Raw genomic sequence first — 16,306 nt, 5'->3', positions numbered from 1 at the left:
GGGGGCTACATCGGTTGGGCCTCCGCCGCTCTCATGTTTCCTTTTCTCGGCCCATGGCCGGTCTTTGCTAGACGTCCGAAAGGTGCAGCACCGTGCCAGATGTAGCGATTACGTTCTCTGACCTCGAGGCGGCGGCCTCGAGCTTGGGGACGATCATCGATGAGTTCGACAACGCCACCAGCAGATCTGAAGATCTCGAGGCTGATATCGGTGACCCGTTCGACAAGAGCGAGTTGCGCGATCAAGCGTGCGACTTCGAGGAGCGCTGGGATGACAAGCGCGACGAACTCAAAGAGAGTCTCGAAGGTGTGAAGAAGCACATCGATGACGTCGTGAGCGGATTCAAAGGCGGAGACAACGATATGGCCGTGGCTTTCACGGCGAAAGAGTAGGGGTGGAAGATGTTCGGTAGCATGCCGGATTCCCCGCGCGGCCGTGAGATCAAGAGTGTTGAGGGCTCTCCCTCAGGGGTCATCTCGCGGGGGCAAGACATCATCCGGGTCGGCACGATGATGGAGGCCGCTTCGGACACGCTGCGCGGGATCAAGGAGAACACCTTGTCCAGCGGCGCGATGAGCGGCGAGGCGATCGCCAAGCTGCAGGAGACCATTGGCGACTCCTACAAGACTCTGGACGAGGCGGCTGAGCTCTACAAACCGGTCGGGCCGGTGATCGTGAAGTACGGCGAGATGCTGGAGACGTACAAACCGCTGATCGACAACAGCGCCACGACCTGCTCCGACCTGTGGGATACGTACGACGCGCTCCCGGGAGACAAGGACGGCAGCCTCGAGCCAGAGGCCGACGGCGGCGTTCTGGGTATTGGTGGCCATGACGCGGATAGCCCGGAGGCCAAGCAAGAGGCCGAGGACAACGAGGCCAAGAAGCAGGCGTACGACGCGTGGGAGAACGCCGCCGAGCGATTCGACACGTGGTACGACGCGTGGGAGGACGGTTACGACGAGGCCGTCTCCGGGATCACCAACGGACTGTCCGGCAAGATCGAGGACGGTTTCTGGGAGGTGCTCGATGACATCGTCGCGGTCCTGGAGATCGTTGCGATGGTCGTCTTCGTGATCGGCCTGTTCGTCGCAGGGCCGTTCGCCGCTATCGCGCTCGCACTATCTGCTGCAATTCTCCTTGCCCGAGCCGTTCAGTTCTGCGCTGGCGAATGTACGGCCTTTGAATTGTTTACAGCAGCACTCGACGTCGTTCCCTTCGGAAAATTCGGCAAGATGGCCGATGGAATCGCGGAGTTGGGCGAGGGCGCTTCCAAGTTGTCCAAGTTCAGCACCGGACTCAAGTTTGCCAGCGGGCTCGATGACGCTGCACTCGGACGCAAAGCCCTCGGCGATGTCATGACCTCGATCCACGTGGGTCTGGACGTCAGTGACTTCGCCCGGATCGGCGAGACCGCCAACCTGTGGAAGGCAGCTGGAGAAGTTCACGGGGCGATGGCGAAGCACGGCTTCTCGGTTTATGGTCACGTCAACACCGGCATAGGTCTCGTGGGCGGGTCGCTCGTCGACGCCTTCAACTGAGCATCGGCCTCGTTCGTCTCACTAGCAGAAGGAAATGATGGAAGCGGAGTGGCTTGCTGAAGGAGTCCTTCCCCAAAGTGGTTGGACTCGGGTTCCGAGCGAAGGCATCGGTGCACCGGAGGAGTGGTTTCAGAGCGAGATCGCACGCATCCGATCCTGGTGGGGCGAGGAAGCATGGGGTCCTGGCGTCGAAGCGTCTGTCCGTGACGCTCTCACTGATGTCGTGGCCAAAGCCGTTGAGCCCGGAACGCTGTCAGTGATGTTGCACTGGCCGTTCGACGTCCCCGTTCCAAGTCGGGTGCGCATACTGCTGGCGGCGGGCGCTCCTTTGGACGCGTCGGGATGGCGTGAGGCCGGGTTCGATGTGGACGAATACCCGGGTGCCGGCCTCGGTCCTGGCCTCAAGTGTGTTGCACTGCGAGAAGAGACGATCAACGGAGAACATCTCCAACTCTTCACGGCTGTATATGCGTTCGGCGACGAATCCGGAAGTGTCCTCGTGATTGCTGAGGCCGGCTCACAGGAGGTCTTCCAAATGACGATGGCCAGCCTTCCGGTGCTGCTCTCCAGCTTGCAAGTCACGGAGCCGAACGGGAAACAGTTCGCGGCAGATCCAGTTCCAACAGTTACGCGTAAGCCGACAGACGAATGGGAGCGGATCTCCAATGCCTAAACCTGCGGCTCCGAGCCCCATGGACTGGGCTGCTGTACAGATGGCCGGCACTGGATTCGACATCAACGAGCTCAACAGTGTTGTCCGGGACTATGCCTACCTCGAGCTGGAGTTGGCGGCCAGGGACCGACGACGCACCCCTGCCCAACGCTTGATCTCGAAGTTGATGACATGGGTGGCGATCGTCGGACTCATCGTTCTTGGAGTTGCAGTCGCCGCCCTCGTCGGCGGGCGCGCCAGTGGCGGGGTGATCGCACTCGTCTACGTCGCATGCATCCTCGGCGCCTTCTCGGTCCTGTACTTCTACCTGCAGTGGCGTGCCATGCCGTATCGGCAGGCGGACCGGACAGTCTCCGCGTTCGGCATCATGGCGACGATTTTTGCCGCGGGGCTGATCGTCGCGATTCTGGCGGCCAACATGGACAACTCGCTGTGGTGGCTGATGATGATTCCCGCTGTGGCGCTGCTGGCGATTTCGGTCGGAGCGATCGTTGGACATCAACGCTTCCGTTCGGAGACGAAGCCGCCTTCGGTCGATCTTGACCGGCTTTCGCCCGAGGACGAGCAGGTCCTCCTCGCGAGTCGACACCGGGCGCTCCTGCGGTTGCGTGCGCGACGGGTTGTCTCTTATCCCGACTTCGAGGCCTACGACCAGGCGCCACTTCAGTCGGTTAGGAATGGTGGGGTGTGACCATGAACGATCAGGGAGGGACGTCCTTGCGCGAGATGCTCGGAGCTGTCAAGGATCCGGCCTTTGAGTTGAAGCTTCTTCCAGGGTGGGAGCGGCACAGCCCCGACGATGCGGGCAAGGAGAAGATGGACGCTGCTATGAAGCAGCGGTTCATGGCGGCCAACAGGCCCGAGCTACACGCAACTCTCCGGTCGCAGTTGGATGAGGCGTACGAGCTGATGCAGAAGCAGAATGTCGTCGCCTACTTCGCTCAAACCGGGGACATGGGCGACAGCAAGGCCTACTACCCTGCATCGATGCTTGCCGCGATCCGACGTTCGCAGGATGGTGGCGATCTCGGCGCCTACGTGGCGCAAGCGGTCCGCGACCACGGAGCGAAGCCCCTGTTCGGCGACAAGCGGTTTATCCGGTTCGAGCGTGAATCCACCCGTGTGCTCGAGGGTGGCAACATCGTGGTGACGTCGATCGTCTACATGACGCCGATACCGGGAACCAAGCGTCGTCGTGGTTTGCAGATCACGGCGAGCCTCGCCCGCCCAGAGGCGATGCCCGCGACCGATGAGAAGTTCATCGGGTGGAAGAACGGGCTCGACCTGTGCGTGTCCACCCTGCGGTGGTCGCCAGCTTGATCCCGCCGCAATCGGCCGCCTGACCTGCGCGAACGGCGGTTACCGGATGCCTCGGTTACTGCGCTCGCATGGTTAACGACGTCGATCTGGGCCGCTCTGCCAGGGCGCTCCACTTGCCCGAGGTCGAGGACCCCCACACCCTCTGCGGCGCTCAGCGACGTCGGCGAGAGGCCGAGGCCGGCGATCGCTAGCCTGTCCGCGTCGTACCTATCTATTGATGACGGAGTGTGAGCGGTGGCTCGGGGAATCGCGGCGATGACGGTGGCGACGGCTGCCTTGGTCTCTGGTTGCAGTGTTGGTCCGCCGCCGAAGGACTTCGCGATCGAAGACGCGGTTGTGGCGTTTCGGGTGACGGAGGGCGGGGAGGACTCGAGCTATCTCGTGCTGGTCTCGCCGGAGGGGAAGACTCGGGCTATCGAGCTCGAGGAGGTCGAAGGCGCTGGGATCTCCTGGACGGAGCACGGGATCACGACGTCCGACACGGCGCACGACTACGTGATCGACAAGTCGGGGCTCACCGACAACAAGCGCGCGAGCGACGACAAGTCCCTCGAGACGATGCATGAGTGGTACCGCGTGCAGGTCGGTCAGGGGACGTTGGTCGGCTTCAGCCCCGCGGATTCGTCCGAGGATCCGTTCGTGACCTACATCGACGGGGACAGTGGCAAGGCGACCACCCGGGTTACTCCGTACGGTCAGACGACTACGGCCGCGGTGTGCGGTGAGCGGGTGTTCGCGCCGGGGAGGGGCACCAGCACCAAGGCCTTCGAGGAGGACAGCGAGTCGATCCCGGAGGATCAGTGGGACCTTGCGGCGTTGACCTCGGCCTATCCGCATGACGGTACGGACATCCTGAGCACCTTGGAGCCCACCAGCCCGGGCAGCACGTCGCCCTGCGTCGACGGGATCGTCTACGAAGGGTGGGAGAACGACGACGACCAGCACTTCTTCCGCACCTGGACCACTGCGAAGGGGACGTCGGCGGACAAGGCTGCTGTTGACCACGAGATCGTCTACCCGGAGGACGCCTCCTCGCAGATCGGTGCACCCTCGGCGGTGACGGTCGCGGACGGCCAGCTCGTCTGGGTCGTCGAGAACACGATGTGGAGCGCGCCGCTCCCGACGACGGCGGAGTCACCGATCCAGGCGCACGAGGTCGGTTGGGTGGAGGGATACATCGGGCTCGATGCGGAGGTGCTCACCTACTCCTCCGACGCCGCGTACACGATGACCAACGAGACCGACCTGCACAAGCGGTTCACCAAGCGCCGGAGTGACCGGATGTGGACCGAGCTGACAGCGCTGAGCCTCGTACGCACGGACCTGGCGACCGGCAAGCCTTCGATCGCCTTGGAGATCGATGTGGAGGACGTCGACTTCCCGACCAAGGACGCTTCTGTGACGGCTCTGGCGGTCAACCCGGAGTGGGTGGCCGAGAACAGCCGATAGGCGAAGGCCAGGCGATGTCGTTCGGATCACCGCGACACGCCGAAGTAAAGAGCGGCCACCAGGGGCTCGGGTTGCCAGGGTGGCGCCATACCTCTCGATCTCGGGAACAGTCACTGTTGAAAGGAACTTCTCCATGCGCACTCGCACCACCCTCCGGACCTATCGACTGGCCGCCGTCGGCCTCAGCCTCGGCCTCGCGCTCGCGTTGACCGGGTGCGGCTCCGAGGAGACCGACTCGGACGCTGACGCGGCGGTCGAGGTCGAGTCCAGCGCGCCGGCCTCCGAGTCCCCGTCCGCAGCACCGGCGGGTGAGGAGAAGGAGGTCAAGATCGGGAAGACGATCAAGGACCCCGACATGGGCGACACGATCGAGGTCGTCTCGGCCGTCCGTGACTTCCCGTCGACGCAGGAGGCCGACCTCATCGCCGAGGGTGGCGAGGTCGTGCTGCTGCAGGTGAAGATCAAGCCCGGCACGGAGTACGGCGGCCGCATCTCGGAGGGGAACTTCGAGATCTCCTGGGACCAGGGCGCCGACTTCGAGGGCTCGGACACCCGCCTGATGACCGAGGAGCTGACCGCCGCGAAGCGTACGCCGCTCGAGGATGTGCAGCGGCGCGACGGCGGCGAGCACACCGGCTGGATCGCCTTCCAGGTGGAGGAGAAGGCCGACACGTACCTCGTCGAGTACGAGCGCGACGGCGCGAAGGTGATCGGCTCGGACAAGACCATCGCCGAGTTCACGGAGCAGGTGGAGATCCCCGCCTCGTGAGGTGAGGACACCCCGTCGGCGGAGACCGGCTACGTCGGTAGCAGGTCTCCGCCGAGGCTCGTTAGGATCTGGGGCGTCCGTTGTCTCGGAGAGGGGACTTGAAGGTGCATCCTGGGGCACGTCGTCGAGCGGGAGTCGTTTCCGTTGCCAGTCTGGCGCTAGTTGCAACCGCTTGCTCGGGTGATCTCCCGGCCTCGGTGGAGGAAGGGTCTCAGGTCGCCGTCGCGTGGACGGAGACGTTGACGAGCACCAACCCGGCGAGCGCGGCGAGCGCGACCGATGGAAACCTCGACATCGCCTCGCTGACCCGTGGAGCCTTCGGCACCCTGGTCAACGACACCGTCGAGATGGACGAGACCTTCGGCGAGGTCACCATGGAGAGTGGCGAGCAGGCCCGGGTGCGCTACGACCTGGCCGAGCCGTCCTGGTCCGACGGCGTGCCGATCGACACGGCCGACCTCATGCTCGCCTGGGCGGCGACGTCGGGCTACTTCCGCACCCCGAAGGAGGGGAGCCCGGATGGCGGGGTCGAGTTCGGCGGGGTGCCGACCGGGCTGACCAAGAGCGCCTACATCCCTGAGGTCGACGAGGGCGCCCGCGCCATCGAGGTCCCGCTCGTGGTGCCGGTGGTCGACTGGCGTACGGCCCTGGACGTCGCCGTGCCGGCGCACGTCGTCGGGCAGAAGGCGCTGAAGATCGAGGACCCGATCGAGGCCAAGGAAGTCGTCGAGACCGCGATCGAGGAGTCCGACACCGCGAAGCTCACCAAGATCGCGGAGGCATGGAGCTCGTCCTTCGCGGTCGCCGAGAACGGCAAGGCCTCCGAGGAGGCGCTGCTCTCCAGCGGCCCCTACCGCGTCTCGAAGATCTCGGCCGGCGAGGGCGGCCAGGAGGTCGACCTGGAGGCCAACCCGGAGTACGCGGGCGAGGCCAGGCCGACCTACGAGCAGGTACGCCTCACCCCGGCCGGCGCCGACGCGCTGGACAGCCTGGGGGAGAAGGTCGACGTCGTCCAGGTCACCCCGACCAGGGCCAACCGGAAGCAGGTGCGCGACCTCGAGCGCCGCGACTACGGCGTCGCGAACGCCAACGACGGCACCATGTGGGCGCTGATCCTCCGCTCCGACCGTGGCCTGTTCAAGCGCAAGGACACCCGCACGGCCTATCTGCGGGCCGTACCCCGCGGCGACATCGCCGAGGGCGGCGCGGGCGAGTGGGCCGAGGCGTACGAGGCCACCGACGTCGTGCTGTTCCCGCCGGGTGGTGAGGGCTACCAGATCGCGACGGAGGACTCCGGGTTCTCCACGAAGTTCAAGGCCTCGGAGGATGCGACGGCCCCGCGCGGTGCCAAGGTGTGCATCTCCTACGACAAGTCGAGCGCGTTCGCCGCAGGCGCCTACGACACCATCGCGAACGTCGTCGACGACGAGGGCTGGGGCACCACCGACTGTGGCGTGTCCTCGGCCGACAAGGTGCTCTCAGGCAACAGGTGGGACGCCGTGCTCGCCCGGATCCCGGTCCCGCAGACGCCGGCGGAGATCTCGGCACAGTGGGGTGGCAAGGGCAGCCAGAACGCGACCGGCGGCGGCGACCGCGAGCGTGACCGCCTCATCGGCGAGCTGGCCCGCACCGCGGATCCCTACGAGGCCCGCGACGTACGAGTCCAGATCGAGAAGACGCTGGTCCGGGACTCGATCGTCGTACCGATCGTGATGAACCCGACGGTGACCGTGATCGACAAGAAGGTCGACAGCGTACGGCCTCGCTCCGGACAGGTCGCACCGCTCGTCTCGACCATCGTCGAGTGGTCGCCGACGAAGAAGTAGGCGACTTTTAGCGCATTGGAGTGGTTGGGTTCCGCCACCCTTGAATAGGGTGCGGGCATGACGACGCTTCATCCCGGGGCAGTGTTCGGCCACTACCGCCTGGATCGCATTCTTGGCGAGGGTGGAATGGGCGTGGTCTATGACGCCTTCGACACCAAGCTCGAACGGCAGGTCGCCCTGAAGATGGTGCATGCCCACCTGGCCGACCGACAGTTCATCGACATGTTCATCCGCGAGGGGCAGACCCTGGCGCAGATCAGGTCGCCCCACATCATCGCGATCTACGACATCGGTGAGCAGCAGGGCAGCCCGTTCATCGTCACCCAGTTCATCAAGGGCGGTGATGTGACCGGACTCGTACGCAGCAACGGACCGTTGGCGCCGCACCTGGCGTGCCTGGTGAACGCCCAGGTGGCGGGGGCGCTGCACGACGCCCACCAGGCGGGGATCATCCACCAGGACGTCAAGCCTTCGAACGTGCTCGTACGCAACCCGGCGAGCCCGCTGGACCCGTTCGCGTTCCTGTGCGACTTCGGGATCGCGACCTCGTCCTCCGACTCGCCCGCCGGCGGGATCACCGGCACGTGGAACTACCTGGCGCCCGAATACATCCGCGACGAGCATGACGCGCAGGGCCGGCCGATCTCGCCGGAGCCGTCACGAGACATCTACGCGGCCGGCTGCATGCTGTGGTTCACGCTGACCGGCAAGATCCCCTACTCGGGTGCGGCGGTGCAGGTGGCGATGGCCCACCAGAACGCGCCGATCCCGCAGTTCGTCGGCTCCGACGACTGGACCAAGGCGGCCAACCGGATCCTGCAGCTCTCGATGGCGAAGGACCGCCGGAGCCGCTACCAGAGCGCCGCCGTCTTCAAGGACGACCTGCTGAAGCTGCGCGAGATCACCGCGCCCGCTCAGCTGGTGCCCGCGCCGTCGATGACCGACCCCAACCCGGCGCCGATCCTGGTCGCGGCCGTGCGGGCGCCTTCCGAGAGCGAAGCCATCCTGATCGAGGAGGCGCAGCGGCCGTCCAAGATCACTCCGCTCCGGGTCGGGGCGGCGATGGTCGGGGTGGCCGCCCTCGGGGTCGGCGGTGCCCTGGCGATCACCCAGCCCTGGGTCGAGCACGGGCCCGAGCCCATCGTGCCGACCGTGAAGGGGGCTGCGTACGCGGATGTGAACGGGGACAAGTTCGGGGACGTGATCACCAACGTCCAGAACCCCGACGGCGAGGGGGTGGATGTCGTCACCTGGACGTCGGACGGCCGCACGTTGGCCCCGTCGAAGCCCGTCACCTACAACGACCCTGCGCTCCCGGCCGACAACGACGGGGGCGAGGTGTTTCCGCTCTGCGGTGACTTCACCGGCGATGGGAAGAACACGCTCGTCACCCTCGTGCGGAGCGAGAAGGGCTTCGAGTTCCACGGGGACCTGGAGGGATCCCTCAAGGCTCCCGCGGGCGTCGTCGAGCAGGGCAAGAAGATGGCGGGCTCGAACTTCTACTACGACCTCGGCACCGACGACTTCGACGGTGACGGTGTCGCCGATCTGTTCATGAGTACGCACTTCGGCAACCCGGACCCCGACCTCGACAGGCAGGGGAGAAGGGCCGGGGACGGCTCGATCTGGGTCTACCGAGGAACTGGGTCGGGGTTCGAGGAGCCGACGCTCTTCGGGTCCTATCCGGCCGTACCGGTGGAGCAGATCGCGGTGGGCGAGTTCACCGGCGACGAGAAGGCCGATCTGGCCGTCCTGAACCGGGTCGAAGGCAGCCCGGAGGACATGACCCTCACGTCCGGAACCTCCAGCCTGGACCTCTACCAGGGAGAGGGAACGACCGTCGCTGCTGCGAAGCCGTTCGAGTTCAAGCATCAGTCGATCAGCTCGTTCCTCGCCGGTGACGTCAACGGCGACGGCCGCGATGAGATCGTCGCGGCGGAATCAGGTCGTGGCGAGGGCCAGTCGATCACCGTCGGCACGTTCAGCGAGGACCTGACCCAGTTCTCGATCGCCAACCGCGGGAAGCTGCCCAAGCCCCGCAACACCCTCAAGACCACCAGCAGGTATCCCGTGACCGTCGCCGACGTCAACGGCGACGGACGCACCGACATCGTCGCGGCTACGCAGGACACCAGCGAGAGCCCCTACGCCTTCTACGTGGCTCTGGCCTCGAAGACCGGGACGTTCCCCGGTCACATGATGGCGACGTGGAAGAAGTCGCCCGACGATGTGCGCCGCTACAACCTGATGGGAGGAACCCTCGGATGAGCGATTCCACCGGAACCCCTGACAACGCACCGCGCGGGCCGCAGCCCTCGTTCGAGCGTCCCCCGGTCGACGACCCCGACAAGACCACGATCAGGCCACGGGTCGCCCGGCCCGGCGGACCTTCCGGTACGCCGCCGCCTCCGCCGGCTCCCGCTCCGACACCACCACCGCCTCCTCCCGCCCAGCCGCCGGTGGCCCAGACTCCGCCGCCTCCGCCACCGCCTGTGCAGACCCCGCTACCGGCGACCGTGCTGAAGGCGGACGCCCCCGGCATGATCGGGCCCTACCGGCTCGAGCAGCAGGTGGCGTCCAACGAGATGGCGGTCGTCTACAAGGCCACCGACACCCGGCTCAACCGAGCGGTCGCCCTCAAGGTGCTCCTCGGGCGCAGCGCACGCGACCCCGAGTTCGTGTCCCGGTTCGACAAACAGGCCACGCTGATGGCCAAGCTGGACTCGCCCCACATCATGGGCGTCTACACCAACGGCCGGACCCACGACGGTGCCCCCTACCTGGTCTCCCAGTTCGCCGACGGCGGCGACCTCGGCTCGCTGCTGAAGGCCCGTGGCCGTCTCCCCGGCCCGCTGGCCGCCGACATCTGCGCCCAGATCGCCGACGGTCTGGCAGCGATCCATTCGCCCGAGGTCGGTGTCGTGCACGGCGACGTGAAACCGTCGAACATCCTGCTCCGCGACGGCAACAGTCCGCCGTACGCCTACCTGTCCGACTTCGCGGCGGCGCGCGCTGATGACTCCGCGACCGCCAGGCCCGGGATCCACTCCGGTGCGTGGAACTATCTGGCGCCCGAGCGCGCGATGGGTGCGCCGGCGACTCCGGCGAGCGACCTCTACTCGCTCGGCTGCCTGTTCTACGAGCTCGTCACCGGGACCGTGCCCTTCACCGGGGCGAATGACGTCGAGACCGCGATGGCCCACGGGTCACAGCCGATCCCGACGCTGCCGGGCCGCGATGACTTCACCCTGCAGGCCAACGACCTGCTCTCCGGCGAGCGCGGTCTGCTCGTCAAGGATCCGGCGCAGCGTACGAACGAGGCGGTTCGGGTTCGGGACCGTTTCGCCGCGATGGCGGGGCGACAGATGGGCTTCGCGTCCGGAGCCACCGTCACTCTCAAGCGCGCCAAGGCCACGTGGTGGATCGCCGGCGCGGCGGCCCTCGCGGTCCTCGTTGCGGGCGGCACCGCGGTGGGTGTCACCCTCGCGACGACGGAGAACACCCCTGCGAAGCCGAAGCCGGCGGTGACTGGTGACATCGACGGGGACCGGCTGGGCGACCTGGTCCTCGGTGCGCCGTTCGGTGACGTCAACTACAACTGGGACGGCAATGCCGCGACCCTCTTCGCCTCCACCGGCAAGGGGTTCGAGTCCGGCACCACCGAGGGTCTCAAGTTCGGCAACCTGCTCGGGGACCTGGACGCCGACGGGCGGGTCGACGTGGTGCAGGTCTCCGGCATCGGATCCTCGTTCAACGTCGACTCCAACGCCAAGGATCAACCCGACGGTGCCATCCAGGTTCCGGCATCGGGCAAGCGCCTGGCCATGTTCTGCGCCGACTTCAACGGCGACGGGCGCGACGACATCGGCATGATCTCCGTCGGCAACGGGACCAAGCTGCCCAAGGAGGACGCCGACCTGGCCAAGCTCAAGGACCTCGAGTTCCACATGACGGTCATGCTGAGCAAGGCCGACAACACCTGGGCGAAGAGCGCCGAGTGGTACACCGGTCCCTGGCAGGGCCCCACGTTCGACATCAACTTCGACGTCGGTGACTTCGACGGAGACAAGCGTGCCGACGTCATCATGGGTGCCAGGGAGACTTCACCGGCCGCAGTGCTCCTGCTGATGAGCAATGGCTCGAAGCTCACCAAGACCGACCTCGAGGTGCCCGGACCCGACGGCGATCGGGTCGCCGGATCGTCGAACTTCGCCGATGTCACCGGTGACGGGAAGGACGAGCTGATCACCCAGGAGATCGTGGACCAGAAGTGGGCCATCCGCGTCTACTCCTACGATCCCGAGGGCAAGAAGTTCGTTCCCGAGCCGTCGTGGGACATCGACGACCCGGTCAAGAACGACGACGCCGTCAGCGGGTCTCAGATCCCTGGGGTCGCCGACGTCAACGGTGACGGCAGGGACGACCTGGTCAACCCGTTGCGAGCCGGCGACGGGGACTACGAGTATCTCAACAAGGCGTCGGTCCTGATCTCCGGCAAGGACGGGTTCACCGCCGAGACGTGGGAGATGCCCGGAGCCGACCAGTTCGAGACCCATCCGCCGTTGCGCAAGGCATCCAACAACAACGGCACTGGGACGCTCTGACCACGGGCGAACGACAGACTGCCCGCGACCTGGATCAGGTCGCGGGCCGTTGCGTTGTTCGTGACGGGCGAGCTACACCGAGGACTCGCTCCAAGCCAGCTGGATGACCTCGATACCGCGGTCGCGGGTGACCAGGCGCCCGCGGCCCGGCAGGGTCGGGACCGGCTTCAGGTTGCCGATGAGCGGGCCCTCGTCCGGGTTGCCGGAGAGCAGCAGGCCCGGCATCGCCAGGTCACGCATCGACTGGATGACCGACTCGTAGAGGGAACGCGACGCACCACCCGAGCGACGGGCGAGGATGACATGCAGGCCGACGTCGCCGGCCTGGGCCATCAGCGGCTGCAACGGAGCCAGGGGTGAGCCCTGCTGCGTCGAGACGAGGTCGTAGTCGTCGACGAGCACGAACAGGTCCGCGCCCGACCACCACGACCGGCTGCGCAGCTCCTCGGGCGTGACGTCCGGGCCCGGGATCCGCTTGGTCAGGTACGCCGCCAGGTCGCTCAGCGTCGGGTTGGCCTGCGTCGCCGAGGTGAGGTAGCCGACCAGGTAGTCCTCGGGGATCTCGCCGAGCAGCGACCGCCGGTAGTCGACGACCGCGATCTGCGCTTCCTTGGGCGTGTGCGTCCGCATGATCTCGCGGGCGATGCTGCGCAGCATCGAGGACTTGCCGGACTGGCCGTCGCCGAAGACGAGCAGGTGGGGCTCGGTGTCGGGGTTGAGACCGACCGGGGCCAGCTCCTTCTCGTTGATGCCCAGCAGCAGTCGCTTGCCGGGCTTCTCCGTGGTGACCCCGGCCTGCTCGCGGATCCGCTCGATCGTGATCCGCTCGGGCAGGAGCCGCAGCTTCGGTCCGGCAGGGCCCTGCCAGGCCGCGGAGATCCGGGAGATCAGGTCGTCGACGCCATCGCCCAGCGTCGCCGCCGAGCCGTCGCCGTCCATGCGGGGCAGGGCGCTGAGGAAGTGGAGCTTCTCCTTCACGATGCCTCGACCCGGGCGCCCGGTCGGCACCAGGGCGGCGAGCTTGCGGTCGAGCTCGGAGTCCATCGGGTCGCCCAGACGCAGCTCGAGCTTGGTGCCGAAGACGTCGCGCATCGAGGAGCGGAACTCTGCCCAGCGGCCAGCCGCCGCGACGATGTGGACGCCGAAGGTCAGGCCGCGCGGAGCGATCTCCTGGATGGCGTACTCGAGGTCGTCGAAGTCGGCGCGCAGCGTGCCCCACCCGTCGATGACGAGGAAGACGTCGCCCCAGCCGTCGTCGGCCTGTCCACGAGCGCGGCGGGTGCGGTAGGTCTCGATCGAGTCGATGCCCTGTGCCCGGAAGTAGGCCTCGCGGCGGTCGATGATGCCGGAGATCTCGGCAAGGACGCGGCGTACGACATCGGGCTCGGAACGAGTGCCGACACCGGCGACGTGCGGGAGCTTGGCCAGCGGCGCGAACGTGCCGCCACCGAAGTCGAGGACGAAGAACTGCACCTCCTGCGGCGTCATGGTCAGCGACATCGAGGTGACGATGGTGCGGAGCGTGGTCGACTTACCGGTGCGAGGTGCACCGATGACCGCGACGTGACCTGCGGCTCCGCGCAGGTCGACGGTGAGGGTGTCGCGCAGCTGCTCACGCGGCTTGTCGACGATGCCGAGCGGCACCACCAGTCCACCGAGCCGCTTCCAGGCCGGCGAGTGCAGACCGAGCTCGGGCGAGGTGGTCAGGTCGGGCATCAGCGTGTCGAGCGTGTCGGGGATGTCGAGCGGCGGCAGCCAGACCTGGTGGGCCGGGGCGCCGTGGCCGGTCATCCGGTCGACGGCGATGTCGAGCATCGACTTCTCGACGCCGTCCGCGCCCACGACCGGGGTGGCTGGACGCTCGTCCTCCTCGACAGGCATCGCCAGCTGCTTCACCTCGGCGATCGAGAACGGGAAGATGCCCTGCAGCTTGCCGCCCTCGTCGCGGCGGATCCGCGAACCCGCGGCCGGCGGCCCCGAGACGTACGCGGCCCGGAACCGCTGCATGTTCGTCGGGTCGGGCTTCAGGTAACCGAGGCCGGGAACAGCCGGAAGCTCGTACGCGTCCGGCACTCCGAGCACGGTCCGCGACTCCTGCGCGGAGAAGGTGCGCAGACCGACGCGGTAGGAGAGGTGCGAGTCGAGACCGCGCAGGCGGCCCTCCTCGAGGCGCTGCGAGGCGAGCAGCAGGTGGATGCCGAGGGATCGGCCCAGACGACCGATCGCGACGAACAGGTCGATGAACTCGGGCTTGGCCGAGAGCATCTCGGAGAACTCGTCGACCACGATGAACAGCGACGGCAGCGGATCCATCGAGGGATCCTGCGTACGGGCCTTCTCGTAGTCCTTCAGCGAGGAGAAGTTGCCGGCTTCGCGCAGGAGCTCCTGGCGGCGGGTCATCTCACCGGAGAGCGCGTCCTGCATACGGTCGACCAGAGTGAGCTCGCCCTCGAGGTTGGTGATCACCGCGGAGACGTGCGGCATGCCCGCCATCCCGGCGAAGGTCGCACCACCCTTGAAGTCGACCAGCACCAGGTTGAGGACCTCCGGCGGGTGGGTGAGCACCAGACCGAGGACGAGGGTGCGGAGGAACTCCGACTTACCGGAACCGGTGGCGCCGATGACGAGGCCGTGCGGCCCCATTCCCTGCTGAGCCGACTCCTTGATGTCCATGTAGATCTGCTGGCCGGCATCACCGACGCCGACCGGCACGCGCAGCCGGTCGCGGTTGGCGCGGGGACGCCAGGCGACGTCCGGGTCGAAGGAGCGTACGTCGCCCAGACCGAGCAGCGCCATGTAGTCCTTCGGGGCCGCGATCTCGGTGTCCTGCGGGGTCTCGGCGGCGGCGTCGGAGCCCTCCGGAGCCACGGTGTAGAGCGCGGTCAGGCGGCGGGCGTAGGCCTCGGCGTCGGCCATGCTCATCTGGTCCACCCGCAGGCGGACCGGGTCCATGCGTACGCGCACCTGGTAGCCGGAGACCGTGTTGTTCTCGTCGGTCTCCTCGTCGTCGATCAGGAACCGCACCCGGCTGGAGTCGAACAGCTCGTCCCAGTGGGTCGGCAGGTCGATGACCGTGACGCCCTGGATGCCGTCGTCCGGGAGCACGTGGTTGCCCGGCGGGACGGAGCCGCCGTCGACGATGACCACGACCTGCGGCGACGGGATCCGGTCGTCGGTGCCCCAGCGGGCGCGCTCGCCGACCTCGGTCGGAAGCAGGGCGCCGAGGTCGTTGATGTTGGTGACCACCATGCGGCGCGGCCCGACGGCGTCGACCTCGCGGCCGCTCTGCGCGTGCGGGAGCCACTTGACCCAGTCCCACTCGGCCAGGTTGCGCTCGGAGGTGAGTACGGCGACGATCAGCTGCTCCGGCGAGTGGAAGGCCGTCATCCCGCAGATCAGGGCGCGGGCGAGCGCCCGGGCCTGGTCCTCGTTGCCGCAGATCTCCATCTTGTCGAAGCCGCGCAGGTTGGTCGCGGCCGGCAGGTCGGGCTGGACCCGGTGCACCGTCAGCAGCCGGTGCAGCGCGCTCGCCGAGGCGGGGTCGACCTGGTCGATCGGGGTCTGCTGGGGCGGCACCAGGGTCAGGGCGAGGGGCTGGTGCGCGACGCCGTAGCGGACGTCGAGATAGCGCTTGTGGGTGTTCGAGCGCTCCCACAGCCGGCTGCGCTCCTCGGCGATCGCGGGCAGCGAGGACGGCGCGGGATAGTGCCAGGTGAGCGCCTTGCGCTGCTGCTCACCGGCCTTGCGCGCCGACTGCCGGACGCCGGCCAGGTAGCGGAGGTAGTCGGTGCGCTGCCCGCCGACCTGCTTCTGCTTCTGCTTCCGCTGCCGGTCGATCTGCACGAAGATGAAGCCGAGCGTGGCGAAGAGGAACATGCCGGCAGCGATGTAGCGCTGGATCGGCGGGGAACCCCCGGCGCCCGACTGCATCGTCGCGATGAGCACGATCGATCCGAGGCCACCGAGCATGGGGATGGCGTTCATCAGGATGCCACCGACGCCCTCGCCCTCTTCGATAGCCGGCGGAGCATTCAGAGCCAGCTCCCCCTCGGGGACCTCCGGCTCCTCGGTGCGGGTACCGCCGGCTGTCGCAGCGATGGTCACGTGTCCCCCTGAGACTGGTT

General features: G+C 67.1%; 11 protein-coding genes. 10 read left to right on the top strand and 1 reads right to left on the bottom strand.

Annotated features, from left to right (window positions below):
- The first annotated feature begins 92 nt into the window (after positions 1 to 92).
- The 10 genes from ACFU7D_RS09190 (at position 93) to ACFU7D_RS09145 (ending at position 12,182) form a co-directional block, all read left to right on the top strand.
- A complete protein-coding gene (locus ACFU7D_RS09190) occupies positions 93 to 392 on the top strand; it encodes a flagellar protein FlgN (RefSeq protein WP_179660735.1) in 300 nt (99 codons plus the stop codon).
- Between the two features lie 9 nt (positions 393 to 401).
- Entirely contained in the window at positions 402 to 1,541 is a 1,140-nt protein-coding gene (locus ACFU7D_RS09185) for a hypothetical protein (RefSeq protein WP_378866029.1), read from the top strand.
- 34 nt (positions 1,542 to 1,575) lie between these two features.
- Positions 1,576 to 2,214 (top strand): hypothetical protein, encoded by a 639-nt coding sequence (locus ACFU7D_RS09180; protein ID WP_378866026.1) that lies wholly within the window; start codon positions 1,576 to 1,578, stop codon positions 2,212 to 2,214.
- 19 nt (positions 2,215 to 2,233) lie between these two features.
- Positions 2,234 to 2,905, top strand: a complete 672-nt coding sequence (locus ACFU7D_RS09175) for a hypothetical protein (RefSeq protein WP_378866023.1) — start codon at positions 2,234 to 2,236, stop codon at positions 2,903 to 2,905.
- Between the two features lie 2 nt (positions 2,906 to 2,907).
- On the top strand, positions 2,908 to 3,534 hold the full coding sequence (locus ACFU7D_RS09170; protein WP_378866020.1) for a protein TPRXL: 627 nt from the start codon (positions 2,908 to 2,910) through the stop codon (positions 3,532 to 3,534).
- Between the two features lie 348 nt (positions 3,535 to 3,882).
- Positions 3,883 to 4,983: a hypothetical protein gene (locus ACFU7D_RS09165; RefSeq protein ID WP_378866017.1), complete on the top strand. Its 1,101-nt coding sequence runs from the start codon at positions 3,883 to 3,885 to the stop codon at positions 4,981 to 4,983.
- 133 nt (positions 4,984 to 5,116) lie between these two features.
- Positions 5,117 to 5,752 (top strand): transcriptional regulator, encoded by a 636-nt coding sequence (locus tag ACFU7D_RS09160; protein WP_378866015.1) that lies wholly within the window; start codon positions 5,117 to 5,119, stop codon positions 5,750 to 5,752.
- Positions 5,753 to 5,991: 239 nt separating this feature from the next.
- On the top strand, positions 5,992 to 7,578 hold the full coding sequence (locus ACFU7D_RS09155; RefSeq protein ID WP_378866012.1) for an ABC transporter substrate-binding protein: 1,587 nt from the start codon (positions 5,992 to 5,994) through the stop codon (positions 7,576 to 7,578).
- Positions 7,579 to 7,635: 57 nt separating this feature from the next.
- Positions 7,636 to 9,846 carry a protein kinase gene (locus ACFU7D_RS09150; RefSeq protein ID WP_378866009.1) on the top strand — a complete coding sequence of 737 codons (2,211 nt, stop codon included), beginning with the start codon at positions 7,636 to 7,638 and terminating at the stop codon, positions 9,844 to 9,846.
- Positions 9,843 to 12,182: a protein kinase gene (locus ACFU7D_RS09145; RefSeq protein WP_378866007.1), complete on the top strand. Its 2,340-nt coding sequence runs from the start codon at positions 9,843 to 9,845 to the stop codon at positions 12,180 to 12,182. The genes ACFU7D_RS09150 and ACFU7D_RS09145 overlap by 4 nt, the downstream gene beginning before the upstream one ends.
- Before the next feature lie 72 nt (positions 12,183 to 12,254).
- On the opposite strand, the gene eccCa is transcribed toward ACFU7D_RS09145, so the two are convergent.
- Positions 12,255 to 16,286: a type VII secretion protein EccCa gene (eccCa, locus tag ACFU7D_RS09140; protein WP_378866005.1), complete on the bottom strand. Its 4,032-nt coding sequence runs from the start codon at positions 16,284 to 16,286 to the stop codon at positions 12,255 to 12,257.
- Between the last annotated feature and the right edge of the window lie 20 nt (positions 16,287 to 16,306).

It is taken from the genome of Nocardioides sp. NPDC057577, from assembly GCF_042801335.1.
Classification (GTDB): Bacteria; Actinomycetota; Actinomycetes; order Propionibacteriales; family Nocardioidaceae; genus Nocardioides.
This window is presented reverse-complemented; position numbering and strand designations above follow the sequence as displayed.